The organism is Arthrobacter sp. D1-17 (assembly GCF_054130535.1).
On record NZ_CP096382.1, the window covers coordinates 1933080 to 1948083 of the forward strand.

At 66.0% G+C, this 15004-nt stretch carries 13 protein-coding genes; 8 read left to right on the forward strand and 5 right to left on the reverse strand.

Annotation, left to right across the window (positions count from 1 at the left end):
- The first annotated feature begins 64 nt into the window (after positions 1–64).
- The 4 genes from M1E01_RS09105 (at position 65) to holA (ending at position 5364) form a co-directional block, all read left to right on the forward strand.
- Complete coding sequence (locus M1E01_RS09105; protein ID WP_457974700.1) at positions 65–1159, forward strand: DegV family protein; 1095 nt, start codon at positions 65–67, stop codon at positions 1157–1159.
- 125 nt (positions 1160–1284) lie between these two features.
- On the forward strand, positions 1285–2388 hold the full coding sequence (locus M1E01_RS09110; RefSeq protein ID WP_457974701.1) for a ComEA family DNA-binding protein: 1104 nt from the start codon (positions 1285–1287) through the stop codon (positions 2386–2388).
- A 118-nt stretch (positions 2389–2506) separates the two neighbouring features.
- Positions 2507–4414, forward strand: coding sequence for a ComEC/Rec2 family competence protein (locus M1E01_RS09115; RefSeq protein WP_457974702.1), 1908 nt, complete (start codon positions 2507–2509; stop codon positions 4412–4414).
- On the forward strand, positions 4348–5364 hold the full coding sequence (gene holA / locus M1E01_RS09120) for a DNA polymerase III subunit delta (RefSeq protein WP_457974703.1): 1017 nt from the start codon (positions 4348–4350) through the stop codon (positions 5362–5364). Before M1E01_RS09115 ends, holA begins: the two co-directional genes overlap by 67 nt.
- Positions 5365–5473: 109 nt before the next feature.
- On the opposite strand, the gene rpsT is transcribed toward holA, so the two are convergent.
- The gene (gene rpsT / locus M1E01_RS09125) at positions 5474–5734 is read right to left on the reverse strand and encodes a 30S ribosomal protein S20 (RefSeq protein ID WP_457974704.1); all 261 of its coding nucleotides are present in this window, start codon (positions 5732–5734) and stop codon (positions 5474–5476) included.
- A gap of 399 nt (positions 5735–6133) precedes the next feature.
- Between rpsT and lepA the strand changes: the two genes are divergently transcribed.
- Positions 6134–7987 carry a translation elongation factor 4 gene (gene lepA, locus M1E01_RS09130; RefSeq protein ID WP_457974705.1) on the forward strand — a complete coding sequence of 618 codons (1854 nt, stop codon included), beginning with the start codon at positions 6134–6136 and terminating at the stop codon, positions 7985–7987.
- Between the two features lie 36 nt (positions 7988–8023).
- Positions 8024–9253, forward strand: coding sequence for a radical SAM family heme chaperone HemW (gene hemW / locus M1E01_RS09135; protein WP_457974706.1), 1230 nt, complete (start codon positions 8024–8026; stop codon positions 9251–9253).
- A gap of 133 nt (positions 9254–9386) precedes the next feature.
- On the opposite strand, the gene M1E01_RS09140 is transcribed toward hemW, so the two are convergent.
- The 3 genes from M1E01_RS09140 to M1E01_RS09150 all read right to left on the reverse strand — a co-directional run bounded on the left by M1E01_RS09140 (position 9387) and on the right by M1E01_RS09150 (position 10670).
- Positions 9387–9806 carry a DUF4870 domain-containing protein gene (locus M1E01_RS09140; RefSeq protein ID WP_457974707.1) on the reverse strand — a complete coding sequence of 140 codons (420 nt, stop codon included), beginning with the start codon at positions 9804–9806 and terminating at the stop codon, positions 9387–9389.
- A gap of 268 nt (positions 9807–10074) precedes the next feature.
- On the reverse strand, positions 10075–10230 hold the full coding sequence (locus M1E01_RS09145) for a hypothetical protein (protein ID WP_457974708.1): 156 nt from the start codon (positions 10228–10230) through the stop codon (positions 10075–10077).
- Between the two features lie 206 nt (positions 10231–10436).
- The gene (locus M1E01_RS09150) at positions 10437–10670 is read right to left on the reverse strand and encodes a hypothetical protein (RefSeq protein ID WP_457974709.1); all 234 of its coding nucleotides are present in this window, start codon (positions 10668–10670) and stop codon (positions 10437–10439) included.
- Positions 10671–10842: 172 nt separating this feature from the next.
- On the opposite strand from M1E01_RS09150, the gene ftsH reads away from it, so the two are divergent.
- A complete protein-coding gene (gene ftsH, locus M1E01_RS09155) occupies positions 10843–12876 on the forward strand; it encodes an ATP-dependent zinc metalloprotease FtsH (RefSeq protein ID WP_457974710.1) in 2034 nt (677 codons plus the stop codon).
- On the opposite strand, the gene M1E01_RS09160 is transcribed toward ftsH, so the two are convergent.
- On the reverse strand, positions 12873–13724 hold the full coding sequence (locus tag M1E01_RS09160) for a DUF3097 domain-containing protein (RefSeq protein WP_457974711.1): 852 nt from the start codon (positions 13722–13724) through the stop codon (positions 12873–12875). The genes ftsH and M1E01_RS09160 overlap by 4 nt on opposite strands.
- Positions 13725–13933: 209 nt before the next feature.
- Here M1E01_RS09160 and hrcA point away from each other — a divergent pair, with 209 nt between their 5' ends.
- Positions 13934–14947: a heat-inducible transcriptional repressor HrcA gene (hrcA, locus tag M1E01_RS09165; RefSeq protein WP_457974712.1), complete on the forward strand. Its 1014-nt coding sequence runs from the start codon at positions 13934–13936 to the stop codon at positions 14945–14947.
- Positions 14948–15004: the final 57 nt, after the last annotated feature.

Consider the following 15004-nt stretch of genomic DNA (forward strand, 5'->3'; position numbering starts at 1 on the left):
ATTTACTGGCCGGGCACCGGCCGCCGGCTTCCCGGCGGCCGGCCCGATCTGCAGGAGGTGCGCCGTGATTGACCGTGAGCCGGGCGCCTGGCTGTGGCTGAAGGACCATCTGGCCCGCCTCCGCCAGGCCACTGTTCCCGGGCGGCTGCAGTCCTCGGCGGAACCGGCTGTCGTCGTTCGCACCGCGGTGGTGACCGACTCCGCTGCCGCGCTGCCCGCCGACTGGGTCCGGGGCTTTTCCCTGGACGGCCGGCTCGCGGTGGTGCCCATGCCGGTCATGGTGGGCGAGGAAATCTACGGCGAGGGAGAGGACGACATCGCCGAAACTATCGCGGTTGCCCTCGCGGCCGCCACCCCGGTGAAGACGTCCAGGCCTTCCCCCGGGCAGTTTGAACAGGCATACCAGGCGGCAGCAGCCCGCGGCTATGAGGCCGTGGTATCCATCCATATCTCAGGCGACCTGTCCGGCACCGCCGATGCTGCCCGGATCGCGTCCGCCCGCGTCGGCATTCCCGTTGAGGTGCTGGACAGCCGGACCGTCGGCATGGCCCAGGGGCTGGCGGTGCAAAGCGCCGTTGTCGCTGCTGCTGATGGCCGCAGTGCCGAGGAAGTCCGGAAATTCGCTGAGGAACGCCTCGCCAAGACCAAGGTCTATTTCTATGTCCCGAGTCTGGAACAGCTGCGGCGGGGCGGCAGGATCGGGGCAGCTGCCTCCCTCGTGGGAACGATGTTCTCGATAAAGCCGATTCTCGCCATCGACGGCGGGAAGATCGTTCCGCTGGAAAAGATCCGGTCTGCACCGAAGGCTGTTGCCCGGCTCGAGGAGCTTGTGGCGGCCGACGCAGCGGGGCGGCCGCAGGGGGAAGCCCGGCTGGCCATCCACCATTTCGGAAACCAGTCCGAAGCCGAACTCCTTGCCGCCAGGCTTGCAGCGGCCCTGCCCGACACCCCGCCGGCGCAGATCAGCTCCCTGCCGGCCGTGCTTGCCGCCCACGCCGGGCTCGGGGTACTCGCTGTGATCGTCAGTGAGAGCACCGTCTGCGGCGCCGGCGTGCTCGCCCCGGCACCTGCTTCCGGGCCATCCGGGCCCGCACCCGCGCCTGCCGCGGCTCCCGCGCCGGGTGTTCAGGGAAAGCCGGGCAAGGAACCGGGCCACTAGCCGGCACCGAGCCACTAGCCAGGACCGGGCCACTAGCCGGCACCGGGCCAGGACGGCTCCGGTCTATCCACATAAGCCTGTCCTGGCCTGTCAGCCGCGGTGGTGCGGCTTCTACCGTGAACGGTATGCCACACCGGACCACGGGATCTGCAGCCACTGATGCCATGCTGCCTGCCAGCCGCCTGGCCGCCACGCTGGCCCGTGCCCGCGACCCTGCCCGCGTGGATTCTGCCCGCGCAGACCCTGCCCGCGCAGACCCTGCCCGCGCAGACCCTGCTCACGTAGACACTGCCCGCGCGCACCATGGCGCGAACGGGCCTCCGGGTCTGCTCGACACGGGCGGAGGCGAGGACTTGTCATTCGGCGCCGGACCCGGCAGTTCTTTACCGGCTTCCACCGCCGCGGTGGCACCCCGGCTCAGGTGGCGGCTGGGGCTGCGGGCTGCGGTGTTGCTGGGCGTCCTGTCGCTGGCCGCCGGTGCCTGGTTCTGGTGGCGGATTGCAACCGCCGTTCCCGAAGTGACGCCACTGATCGCCGTCACCGAAACAGGCACCGCCGACGCCGGAACCGGCACCACCGCTGGGGAGGATGACGCGGAAACGTCCGACGGCGCCGGCAGCGGCTCCCAGTCCGGATCCGCAGGTGGCGGCGCTGACGATTCCGGGGGAACCGCAGTGGTACACGTCGCGGGAGCCGTGAAGAAGGCCGGGGTGGTCGCGTTACGGAAGGGGAGCCGCGTCCACGACGCCATCGTGGCGGCCGGCGGTGGGACGGCTGCAGCGGACCTCAACAGGCTCAACCTCGCAGCCGTCCTGCAGGACGGCCAAAAGATCCACGTCCCGCGGCAGGGGGAACCGGCCCAGCAGGAGAGTGCGGTCGATGGAGGGCAGCGGGAAGGCTCCCCGCCGGCAGGGCCCCGGGCGGTAGGGCCAGGCACCGCAGGCTCAGGCACCGCAGGCTCAGGCACAGCGGGCACTGGCACAGCCGGATCAGCCGGTGCAGACTCAGGACCGGGCGGCGCCAGCGGTGCATCAGGGGCCAAGGTCAATCTCAACACCGCCACCGTGGAGGAACTGGACGGTCTGCCCCGGGTGGGGCCTGTACTGGCGCAGCGCATCGTTGACTGGCGCGCAGAACACGGCCACTTTAGGGCCGTGGAGGAGCTCGACGCCGTGGACGGGGTCGGGCCCAAAATGCTGGAGGCTCTGCTGCCGCTGGTAACGGTCTGACATGGACAGCAACCGAACAAACAGCGTCAGCCGCTGGCACCGATTCGTCGAGGCGGCGGTCCGGGATTCGGCGGGGACCGAACGTCCCCGTGGTGGTCCAGCCGTTGAAGAAGCATCCGTGACCATCCCTGCCGCCGGCGCTCCTGCCAGGGATACACGTGCTTCCAAGTGCCGGCCGGACTTGGCACTGCTGAGTGGATTCCGCGACGGGCTGCGCTCCCGGTTGGTGCCAGAGGAACGTGCAGCCGGGGAAGACGACACAAGACGGCGCCGGTTAGACCTTCGCCTCGTACCGGCCGCCCTCCTCGTCTGGGCTGCCGCCGGTGCCGGTCCCTGGCTTGCTCCCGCCGGGTTGCTTGGCCTCTGTAGTGTGATGACCTTCGCCGCTGCCATGCTGCTGGCCAAGTCAGTACGGCAGCGGCGCAGAGCAGGGCAGGCCGCCGGCCGGAGCTTCCTGCTGACCGTCGCGGCGGCACTGTTCCTGGCTGTTGCCGTTGCGGCGCACTCAGCCGTCTCGTCCGTCCAGCGGCATGAGGGGCCGGTGGCTGGCGCAATCGCGGCTAAGGCATCGTCCTTTGCAGAACTCGAAATTACGGGCGCCCCGCGGGCCCTGACAGCATCAGGCGGTCCAGGCCTGTCATCCCGGTGGGCCGTGAACGCCAACCTCAGGTCGCTGAGCACCGGTGGCCGGTTGCTCCACGCTGATACGGCGGTTGTCATTATGGGGGGACCGGCCTGGCAGCACGTGCTTCCGGGGCAGAAAATTCGGGCTGCCGGAAAGCTCCGTCCGCCCGATCCCGGGCAGGTGGAGGCGGGCCTGCTGTCCGCTTCCACGGCCCCACTGCCGCTTGAACCGGCCGGCGCCTGGGCAGCGGGGCCCGCTTCGTTGGGACAGGAGTTCGCACATGCAGCCGGCTGGCTGAATCCTGACGCCAGGGGACTCCTTCCGGGGATGGTCACGGGGGACACGGGACATTTGGATGAGCAGCTGGAGGCGTCCATGCAGGCCGTGGGCCTCACGCATCTGACGGCCGTCTCCGGCGCTAACTGCAGCCTGATTCTGGGAGCACTGCTGCTGGGCGCAAGGAGCCTGCGGCTGCCCCGTCTGCCCGCGGCACTCCTGGCCCTCGCCGGCCTGGCCATGTTTGTGCTGATGGTGGGACCGGATGCCAGCGTCCTGAGGGCTTCCCTGATGGGTGCCATAGCGCTGGCGTCCCTCGCATGCGGAAGAACCGGGCGAGGCCTGAGCTTCCTCTGCCTCGCAGTGATCGGACTCCTGCTGATTGAACCAGCGCTCGGCACCAGCTTCGGGTTCCTGCTGTCAATCCTGGCGACCCTCGGAATCATTCTGCTGGGCAGTGAAATTGCGGGGTGGGTTCCGCACTCCGTGCCGCGTTGGCTGGCCGCGGCCCTGGCCGTGCCGTTATCCGCACAGCTGCTCTGCGGCCCCGTGGTCGTGCTGCTCCAGCCTCAGTTCTCAACCTACTCGCTGCTGGCCAATGTGCTGGTGGGACCGCTCGTGGCGCCGGTAACCATTCTGGGCACCATGGCAGTTCCACTTGTTCCGCTGGTGCCGATCGCAGCGGCAGCGCTGATCGGAGCTGCCGGGCTCTTTGCAACAGGGGTGGCCGGAGTGGCGAGGTTCATGGCGGGGCTGCCGGGCGCTGCCCCACCTTGGCCCGAAGGCCCCTTTGGCCTGCTCACCATGGTGCTGTTTTCGGCCCTCAACATCCTGGTCGTCTGGCTCGCCGTCCGCCCGCGCCGGACGCTGCAGGCTGTTTTTCGCGCGCACCGGGCATTGACCGCAGCGCTGGAGCGGAGTGAGCGAAAGCACCTGTCCAGCCGGGACCTGCGGCAAGGAGGGTTGTGCCGACCGGGCCCGCCTGCCCGCCGTTTGGTGCGGCCGGTGCGCCGCGGAAGGCTTAGAATCAGTAGTCTGTACCCCAGGAGGAACCAAGAGTGGCGGCAGCCCAGACCCAACGATCCAGGACGTCGGCGGCCAATACGGCCACCTGGCGGGACGTAAAACCCGCAGGAGTAGTGCTGATTACCGGTCCGGAGGAATACCTCGGCATCCGGGCCATCGACCGTGTCCGCGCGCAGGTCCGTGCCGCTGCCCCGGACGTCGAAGTGACCCGGCTCAACGCCGGCAGCTACGAAGCAGGCTCGCTGGCCATGAACGTCAGTCCCTCGCTGTTCGGCGAAAGCAAACTCATCGAGGTCGAGGGGCTCGAGTCCATGAACGATGCGTTCCTGGCCGACGCCCTGACCTATCTCAAGCAGCCCGAGCAGGAAGCTGTCCTGGTCCTCCGGCACGGTGGCGGGGTCCGGGGCAAGAAACTTCTGGACGCCGTCAAGGCCGGAGGATGGCCCGTTGTGGATTGCCAGCCGCTGAAGAAGGACGCGGAAAAAACCGCATTCGTCGCCGCGGAGTTCAAGGCGGCCTCGCGGCGCATCGAACCGGCTGCGGTGCAGGCTCTCGTGAACGCAGTCGGAGCCAACCTCTCGGAGCTCGCCGCGGCGTGCAGCCAGCTGATCTCCGATGCCTCCACAACGGTGGACGCGGACATGGTCGAACGCTATTACGGAGGCCGGATAGAGGCTACGGCCTTCAAGGTGGCAGATGCTGCCATGGCAGGAAACGGTCCACTGGCGCTGTCCACTCTCCGTCACGCGCTGGCAACCGGAGCGGACCCAGTTCCGCTCGTGGCCGCGCTGGCCGCCAAGCTGCGGACGGTTGCCAAGGTAGCCGGCGCCCAAGGATCATCGGCCCAGATCGCCAAGCAGCTGGGCATGCAGCCTTGGCTCGTGGAACAGGCACAACGTGATGTCAGGCGTTGGACGCCGGAGGGCCTGGCCCGTTCCATTCAGGTGACGGCGGAGGCCGATGCACAAGTTAAGGGACTTTCCCGCGACCCGGTCTACGCGGTGGAGCATGCAGTCACCGTCATAGCAACATCGGCCCGCGGCCGCTAAGTCGCTGCGGCCGCCACGAGACTCCCTGAAAACGAGACTCCCTTAAAGAGATATGGCCGGCACCATCAGGCGCCGGCCATAACCATCAGTTCAGTTGAACTGGAAAACCTTAGAGTGCGTTGACCTTCTTGGAGATCGCCGACTTGCGGTTTGCAGCGTTGTTCTTGTGCAGAACACCCTTGCTGACAGCCTTGTCCAGCTTACGGCTGGCAGTAACGAGCGCAGTAGTAGCAGCTTCCTTGTCAGTGGACTCAACGGCCGCGTTGACGGCGCGAATGGCAGTCTTGAGCTCGGACTTGACGGCGTTGTTACGCTGGCGAGCCTTCTCGTTGGTCAGGATGCGCTTCTTCTGGGACTTGATATTTGCCACGTGTGAACTCTCTTTTTAATGCGGAAATGGTCTAGAGGGCTTTCAGGCTGGCCATTGACTGAGCGGCGTGGGGATACCTATGGCGGCCAACCATCAGTGGCCGTCGACCTGCACGGACACACAGCTAGAAATATTAGCAGAATCCGGGCCGAAAGAGCCATTTGGCGTGGTGCGGCGCGTCCCGCTCCCCATGGCGCCTGGAGAATGCCGGGGGAATGCTGCATACCCGGGATGCTGCGGAAGCTGTAGCCTGCCGGAAGCCAAGTACCGGGCGCAGTCCCAAAATGTACTGCACGGGGCCCGAACGTGGGAGACTGGAGGTTCAGTAACGCGGCAGCAGCAGGACGGCAGGACATTGCCGGAATGACGCCGCTGAAATGCCAACAGTAAGGACCCTGCGTGTCTCCCATGGCCCGCACCGCCCCGGTGCCCGCCGCGACAGATCCGGCCATCATTCGGAATTTCTGCATCATCGCGCACATTGACCACGGTAAGTCCACCCTGGCCGACCGAATGCTGCAGTTCACCGGCGTCGTGCAGTCCCGCGACATGAAGGCCCAGTATCTGGACCGCATGGATATCGAGCGTGAGCGCGGCATCACCATCAAGTCCCAGGCTGTCCGCATGCCTTGGGAACTGGATGGTGTGAACTACGCGCTGAACATGATCGACACGCCGGGTCACGTGGACTTCACCTATGAGGTGTCCCGTTCCCTGGCCGCCTGCGAAGGTGCGGTTCTCCTGGTGGACGCCGCGCAGGGCATCGAGGCCCAGACGCTGGCCAACCTGTACCTGGCCATGGAGAACGATCTCACCATCATCCCGGTCCTGAATAAGATCGACCTCCCCGCCGCCCAGCCCGAGAAGTACGCCGCCGAACTGGCCAGCCTCATCGGCGGGGACCCCGAGGACGTGCTGCTGGTCTCGGGGAAGACCGGAGTTGGCGTCGAAGCGCTGCTGGACAAGATCGTGCGCGACCTTCCCGCCCCGGTCGGTGATCCGGAGGCACCTGCCCGCGCCATGATTTTCGACTCCGTCTACGACACGTACCGCGGCGTCGTCACGTACGTCCGTGTGGTTGACGGCATGCTGCATCCGCGCGAGCGCATCCAAATGATGTCCACCAGGGCCAGCCATGAGCTCCTGGAAATCGGCGTCAGCTCCCCGGAGCCGACGCCCTCCAAGGGCCTCGGCGTCGGCGAGGTGGGCTACCTCATCACCGGCGTGAAGGACGTCCGCCAATCGAAGGTGGGCGACACCGTCACCAACCTCGCCAAGCCCGCTGCGGAATCCCTGAGCGGCTACGCGGATCCCAAGCCGATGGTGTTCTCAGGCCTCTACCCACTGGACGGCACCGACTACCCTGTGCTGCGCGACGCGCTGGACAAGCTTAAGCTGAACGACGCAGCCCTGATCTACGAACCGGAAACCTCCGCAGCCCTCGGCTTCGGCTTCCGCGTGGGCTTCCTCGGCCTCCTGCACCTGGAGATCGTCCGTGAGCGCCTCGAACGCGAATTCAACCTGGACCTGATTTCCACCGCGCCGAACGTGGTCTACGAGGTCACGCTCGAGGACAAGAACGTGGTCACCGTGACGAACCCCAGCGAGTTCCCCTCCGGAAAGATCAATGAGGTCCGCGAACCCATGGTGGCCGCGACCATCCTGGCCCCCAACGAGTTCGTCGGTGCCATCATGGAGCTGTGCCAGGGCCGCCGCGGCGTCATGCGCGGCATGGATTACCTGTCCGAAGACCGGGTTGAGCTGCGGTACTGGATGCCGCTGGCCGAGATCGTCTTCGACTTCTTTGACCTGCTCAAGTCCAAGACGCGCGGCTACGCCTCTCTGGACTGGAAGGCTGACGGCGAACAGGTTGCCGACCTGGTCAAGGTGGACATCCTGCTGCAGGGCGAACAGGTGGACGCTTTCAGCGCCATCACCCACAAGGACAAGGCCTACGCCTACGGCGTGATGATGACCGGCAAACTGCGCGAGCTCATCCCGCGCCAGCAGTTCGAGGTGCCGATCCAGGCAGCCATCGGCTCGCGCATCATCGCACGTGAATCAATCCGAGCCATCCGCAAGGACGTTCTGGCAAAGTGCTACGGCGGTGACATCTCCCGTAAGCGCAAACTGCTGGAAAAGCAGAAGGAAGGCAAGAAGCGCATGAAGATGGTGGGGCGCGTGGAAGTGCCGCAGGAAGCCTTCATCGCAGCCCTGACCACCGACGAATCCAAGGACAAGGCCAAGAAGTAGTGATGACCGTGGCCGGAACCTCCGGAGGCCGCACACATGCCTAGCGTTCTTCCCCTGGGTGACCCAGCGCCGTCGGACGGCCTGCTGCCGCAGCAGGCGGCGGACGGTGCAGCCGACAGGGCCTTCGGGCTCTATGTGCACATCCCGTTTTGCGCGGTGCGCTGCGGTTACTGCGACTTCAACACCTATACCGCAACCGAACTCGGCGGCGGCGCGTCCCAGGACGCCTACGCCTCCACCGCCATCTCGGAAGTGGACTTTGCCGTGCGGGTCCTCGAGCAGTCGGGCCTGCCTGCCCGGAAGCTGCGCACCGTGTTTTTCGGCGGCGGCACGCCGACACTGCTGCCGGCAGAGGACCTGGCCAGAATACTCGGTGCCGCCATAGACCGGTGGGGGATCGAACCGGGCGCCGAAGTGACCACCGAAGCCAACCCGGACTCAGTCACGCCGGAATCCCTGCAGCTGCTCGCCGATGCGGGCTTTACGCGGGTTTCCTTCGGCATGCAGTCCGCGGTGCCGCACGTGCTGAAGGTCCTTGACCGCACCCACAGTCCGAGCCGTGTCCCGCTTGTGGTGCAGTGGGCGCGCGACGCCGGGCTCGCAGTCAGCCTGGACCTGATCTATGGAACTCCCGGGGAGTCCCTTGAAGACTGGCGCTTTTCCTTGGAGACGGCACTGTCGTACCAGCCGGACCACATCAGCGCCTACGCGCTGATCGTTGAGGACGGCACCAAGCTGGCCGCCCAGATCCGCCGGGGTGAAGTTCCCGGAATAGACGACGACGACCATGCCGACAAATACGAACTCGCCGACCAGATGATCACCGACGCCGGCCTCCGCTGGTATGAGGTCAGCAACTGGTCGGCCACTGCCGAACAGGCATGCCGCCACAACCTGGCCTACTGGCGCGGGGATGACTGGTGGGGCGTCGGACCCGGCGCGCACTCGCATGTCGGCGGCGTGCGCTGGTGGAACGTAAAGCACCCGACCGCCTACGCGGGCAGGCTCGGTTCCGGGGTGTCACCCGCAGCCGGCCGCGAGACCCTTGACGAGGGGACGCGGGCCATCGAACGGGTCATGCTCGAGACGCGCCTGGCCTCAGGGCTCGCTGTCAATATGCTGTCCGATCAGGGCAAGCGCGGTGTTGCGGGCCTTATTGCAGACGGGCTCGTGGAGCCCACTGAGGCATTCCGCGGAAGGCTCGTCCTGACGCTTAAGGGACGCCTCCTCGCTGATGCGGTGGTCCGCAGGATCCTGCCGGACTAGTCCCCACCCGCACCCTAACCTCGCAAGTCCGATCCGGCTCGCTGCCCGCGCAAAGCTCGGGCCGGGGCCCTCGCCGGAGCGGCTCCACGGCCAGGGGACCCTGCGGGCGTGGGCACAAGTTCGCGGGTGGGGACTACTTGATCCAGCGGAGGTTGTACGGGTAGCGGTGCGGCTGGCCCCGGTTCACGTGGATGCCGGCCGAGACCGAGAAGCACGTTAGTGCAATCCAGATCAGGGTCGCGAGCACGGCGAAGATGTTGCCCACCACCGGGAGCAGTACCAAAAGGTTGGCCAGGACAGCAGCGATGGTAGGCGGCAGGGTGAAGTTGAGGGCTTCCTTGGATTCCTGGGCGGTGAACGGGCCGCGGTCCTTGAAGATCAGATAGATCAGCAGTGCCGGCACGCAGCCGAGGATGCCGCCGAAGTGCGACAGGGTTGCCCACTGGCGGTCTTCGCTGGCGGTCAGCGGAAGCGCATTCGCAGGCACGCCATGGTACTGGGGCCGGTCAGGGCCGGACTGGAGGTCCCTGCGGTCTCGAGCGTCGTCTGCCACGGTGTGTCTTCCTTAAACGTGCGTTGGTGCGGTGTTGCCGGTAGTTCAGGTTCGCGGCCGCCCGGCGGAACCGGACGGCGGCAGCGCGAGTGGCGCCCTTCCAAGAATACTGGGTCGCGAACGCATTGGACGACCGGCTCCCCGGCCAGCAGAATCCAGCTACAGCATGGCAGTGCCGGGTTTGCCCTGTGCCTTGAGGGGAAGCAGAGCGCCGGCCAGTGTAATTACGGCGCCGGTGCCGAGGAGGAACCAAAAGTACGCGGCCGGTTCAGGGACAGAAGTAGGCTTTTTGCTCGTTGGCCCTCGCGGCGGCCGCCTCGGTGACCTGCTGCTTGTACAGTTCCACGGACAGCTGCGCAGGCAGCCCAGCGGCTGCGGGGTCGAGCTTCGGCCAGTCCGTGGTGGGGGCCCCTTTCCCTGTCAACCCGTGTCCCGACAAAGAGCTGGGGGACGCCGAGCAGCGTCTGCATTCGCCGGGCTCGCACGGCGCGCAACATTCTCCTCACGCGTGACTTGTTCAGCCACTCGGGGTCATTGTCCAGGCCCAAGGCAGCGGGAAGCCGGGTGGTACCGTTCCCCAGCAGACGGATGAACCGTTGTCTTAATCGGCTCAACCAACGCTGCCAGGTTTCACGGCCGCGGCCAAACTCTGCTCAAGTCCCATTCCGGCTGGAAATCAACTTCCTTGCCTTCGAACCAGACGTCCCATCCGGTGAGCGTGTGCCCCTGGCCGGGATTGTTCCAGTTGGGCCTGACCTTGATGTGGATGATCTGCCCATCCGGGCTTATGCCGAAATGCTTCGCGGGGTAACTGTTCTGCTCGAGTTCGCAGAAGTGTTCGTCATCTGTATCGGGCTCTGCCACTGCGACCCCCAAAAACAATGGGACGGCTGGGAAATCCAGAGTACAAGGGGCGGTTCGGCGTGTCTACGCTGCCCGCGTTGCAGCAGGGTGCGGGCGTTGACCGGAATCGCGCGGCGGTATAAATCTTCCTTAGGTGAACGTGCAGTACCGGTAAGGCGGGGAGGTGGCGGTCATGTCAGATCATTTACCCAGGGGCCAGCAGGGCCAACAGGAGGTACAGCCGGGCGGGGGCGGCCGGCCCGGCTGGCCTGTCCCATGGCGCACGGAAGGGCTGGCTGATGACAGGTCCGGGACCCGCGGTCAGGAAAACGCCCCGGCGCCCGGCGGCTGGTGGAAAGCCATGCTCTGGGCACTGGTGCTGTATCTCGGTGTTTTCGTGATGCTGTCGCTGCAGGACCAGTCGGGAAGGCCGCAGCCCGTCTCCTATACCGAATTCAAATCCCAGGTGGCGTCCAACAACGTGGCCGAGATCTTTTCCCGGGCCAACACCATCGAGGGCAGCCTCCGGCAGGAAAGGCAGCTGCCGGGGTCCGACGCCACGATGTACCGCCAGTTCGTCACTGAGCGGCCCGTCTTTGCAACCGATGATCTGCTGGGTGCGCTGGAACGCAACGAGGTTATTGTCAGGGCGACCCCCGTGGTCCAGGAGCGGGGCATCCTCCTCAATCTGCTGATCTCAGTCGCCCCCATACTCCTACTGGTGCTCTTCTACCTGTGGCTGCTTAAGCGCCAGTCCGGACTGTTGGGGATGGGAGGCGGCAAGAAATTCCAGCCCGTGGATCCCGGTAAGGTACGGGTCACCTTCAAGGACGTCGCCGGAATCGATGAGGTGGAGGCTGAGATTTCTGAGGTCGTCGACTTCCTCAAGGCACCCGGGAAATATCAGCAGATCGGTGCGAAACCGCCAAAGGGAGTGCTGCTCAGCGGTCCTCCCGGGACGGGGAAGACGCTCCTGGCCCGGGCGACGGCGGGTGAGGCGGGCGTGCCGTTCTTCCACGCCAGTTCGTCTGAATTTGTGGAAATGGTGGTTGGCGTCGGGGCCAGCCGGGTGCGTGAGCTTTTCCAAGCGGCCCGCAACGCCGCGCCGTCGATCATTTTCATAGATGAAATTGACGCCATTGGCCGCAAGCGCGGGGGGTCGCTGACCGTGGGGGGACACGATGAACGGGAGCAAACCCTGAATCAGATCCTGACCGAGATGGATGGTTTCTCCTCCTCGGAGGGCGTTGTCGTCCTGGCCGCGACGAATCGGCCGGATGTCCTGGATCCGGCGCTGTTGCGCCCCGGGCGTTTTGACCGCTCCATCACGGTTCACGCCCCGGACCAGAACGGGCGGGCACAGATCCTGCGGGTCCATGCCCGGAATGTGCGGCTGGACCCTGACACGGACCTTGACGCTGTGAGCCGCGCGACGCCGGGAATGACCGGCGCCGAACTGGCCAACCTGGTGAACGAGGCTGCGTTGCTGGCTGTGAAGCGCGGTCACGCAGCCGTCAGCCAGCGGGACCTGCTGGATGCCTTGGAAAAGGTGCAGCTCGGGACAGCACGAAATGTTGTGATGCCCGAAGAGGAGCGCAGGCGGACGGCGTTCCATGAATCCGGCCACGCCTTGCTGGGCATGCTCGAGCCGGGGGCCGATCCGGTCCGCAAGATCTCCATTATTCCCCGCGGCCGCTCTTTGGGCGTGACACTGTCCACACCTGACACCGACAGGTACGGCTACGACGAAAACTATCTCAAAGGCAGGATCGTGGGTGCGCTGGGCGGGATGGCAGCCGAGGAACTGGTCTTTGGGGTCGTCACCACCGGCGCGGAAAGCGATCTTCAGACCAGTACCCATCTGGCCCGCATGATGGTGGGCCGCTGGGGAATGTCAGAGCGCATCGGGCCGGTACAGGTACTGCCGGAAGAGGGCGACCCGCGCCTCGCCGGTGTCTCTGAGGGGATGCTGGACGCGGTGGCCGAAGAGGTCAGGGCGCTGGTGGATGACTGCCACCGGCGCGCCCGCAAACTCCTGCAGGAGCACCGCTGGCGGCTGGACGCGCTGGCCCGCCGGGTCCTGGAGAAGGAGACGCTGGACGAGCAGGAAATTTACGAGGCAGCAGGCCTTGAACGTCCCCGCGTAGCAGGCGGCGGGCGGACAGGGGCGGCCCCGCTGCAACAGGACCCCGGGGAGAACGAGCCCGCATTGCAGGCGGAGAGTTAGGGCACCGTGAGGAAGTCGATGACTTCCTCCACTCTGCCCAGCAGGGCCGGTTCAAGGTCGGCGTAGGTGCGCACTGCCCCCAGCAGCTTCTGCCAGCCCAGCCCGATGTCTTCCTTCGTCTCGTGCGGCCAGCCAAAAGCTGCGAGGATCCCGGTCTTCCAGTCGGTGCCGCGGGGTATCACGGGCCACTGCGCGATGCCGAGGACCGAGGGCCGGATCGCTTGCCAGACGTCCACGTAGGGATGGCCCACAATGAGCACATTTCCCGCTGCGCCGGGAGAGGCCATCACAGCCTCCGCGATCCGGGACTCCTTGGAATCGGGAACGAGGTGGTCCACGAGGACTCCCAGCCTGCGGCCGGGCCCGGGACGGAACGCTGCCACCGCCCCCGCCAAATCGTCAATGCCGTGCAGGGGCTCGACGACGATGCCCTCCACCCGAAGGTCATCTCCCCAGACCTTCTCAACCAGTTCGGCGTCATGCTTGCCTTCAACCCAGATACGGCTGGCCTTGGCCACCTGGGCGCGCTGGCCCTCGACGCGAACGGACCCGGAGGCCGTCCGGCCAGGAACCGAGCCGGCCTGCCGGGCGGCCGGAGCAGGCGGCACCAGCCGGATGGGCCGGCCTTCCAGCAGGAACCCGAAACCGAGCTTGAAGGAACGTGACTTGCCACGGCGGTCCTCGAGGGCCACAACGTGCATACCGCCTGACTTCTCCACCCGGGTCACAGCACCCACCCAACCGGACTGGACATCTTCGAGAACCATTCCGCGCTGCACGGGAACTTCGGGCAACTCGTTCTTGGCGGGCGCTGACATCTCCTGCGGGCCCCAGGACTGGTACTGCATCGATAACACCGCTTTGCACTAGGAGTCGGCCGCCCGTCACCGGACAGGCTTCCGTCGGAACGGCTCCGGAATTTCGCCCGAAGCGGTACCAATGCTAACAACGGGCGGTCTCATATTAGACTTGTTAGCACTTAGGGATGTCGAGTGCTAACCGTGGATTCCGGCGCTGCCCTGCTGCTGCCCAAGTAACGGTCGATCGGAGGTGGATTGTGAGCGAACCGCGCAAGCTCGAAGTGTTGCGCGCCATTGTCGAGGACTACGTTCATTCCCGAGAACCCGTGGGATCCAAGGCTCTTGTTGAACGCCATCACTTGGGCGTCTCCAGCGCTACCATCCGCAACGACATGGCAGCGCTGGAAGACGAGGGGCTCATCACTGCCCCCCACACCAGCGCCGGCAGGATTCCCACCGACAAGGGATACCGGCTCTTCGTCGACCAGATTTCGGCTGTGAAGCCGCTGTCGGCCGCCGAACGGCGGGCCATCCAGTCCCTGCTGGAGGGCTCCGAGGACCTCGACGACGTCCTGGACCGTACCGTCAGGCTCCTGGCGCAACTGACAAACCAGGTCGCCGTCGTGCAATACCCGCACCTGAGCCGCGCCGTGGTGCGGCACATCGAATTCGTGCAGATGGCACCCCGCAAGGTCCTGATCGTGCTGATAGCCGACTCGGGGAAGGTCGAGCAGCGTGTTATCGACGTAGGCCAGGAACTCAGCGATGATGCGCTGACCTCCCTCCGCACCCGCTTCCTGACGGGCCTTGCCGGAACCCCGCTGACACAGCTGGCCCAGCATTCGGCGGCGGTCGTCGCGGGGTGTGCCCCCAATGAGCGCCCCGCAGCGCAGGCCCTGAGCAAGGCCCTTGAGGTGCTCTCGCACAGCAGCCGGGAAGACCGCATGGTCATGGCCGGCACCGCCAACCTCGCACGCTCCAACGTCGACTTCCCGCTCAGCATCGGCCCGGTCCTCGAAGCGCTCGAGGAACAGGTGGTCATGCTCCGCCTCCTCAGCGAGATGGCTCAGGACCACCGCGGCATCGCTGTCAGCATCGGACGGGAAAACCCCTACGACGGGCTGGCCGAGGCGTCAGTAGTCGCCACCGGTTATGGGCCGGACGCCACCGCCAAGGTCGGCATCCTCGGGCCCACCCGGATGGACTATCCCACCACCATGGCCGCCGTCCGAGCGGTGGCCCGCTACCTTTCGAGGATTCTCGGCCCGTAACCCCGCGGCCCGCGAAACCAGGCACCCCAGGCACCATAACCAGGAAGAGATACAAAC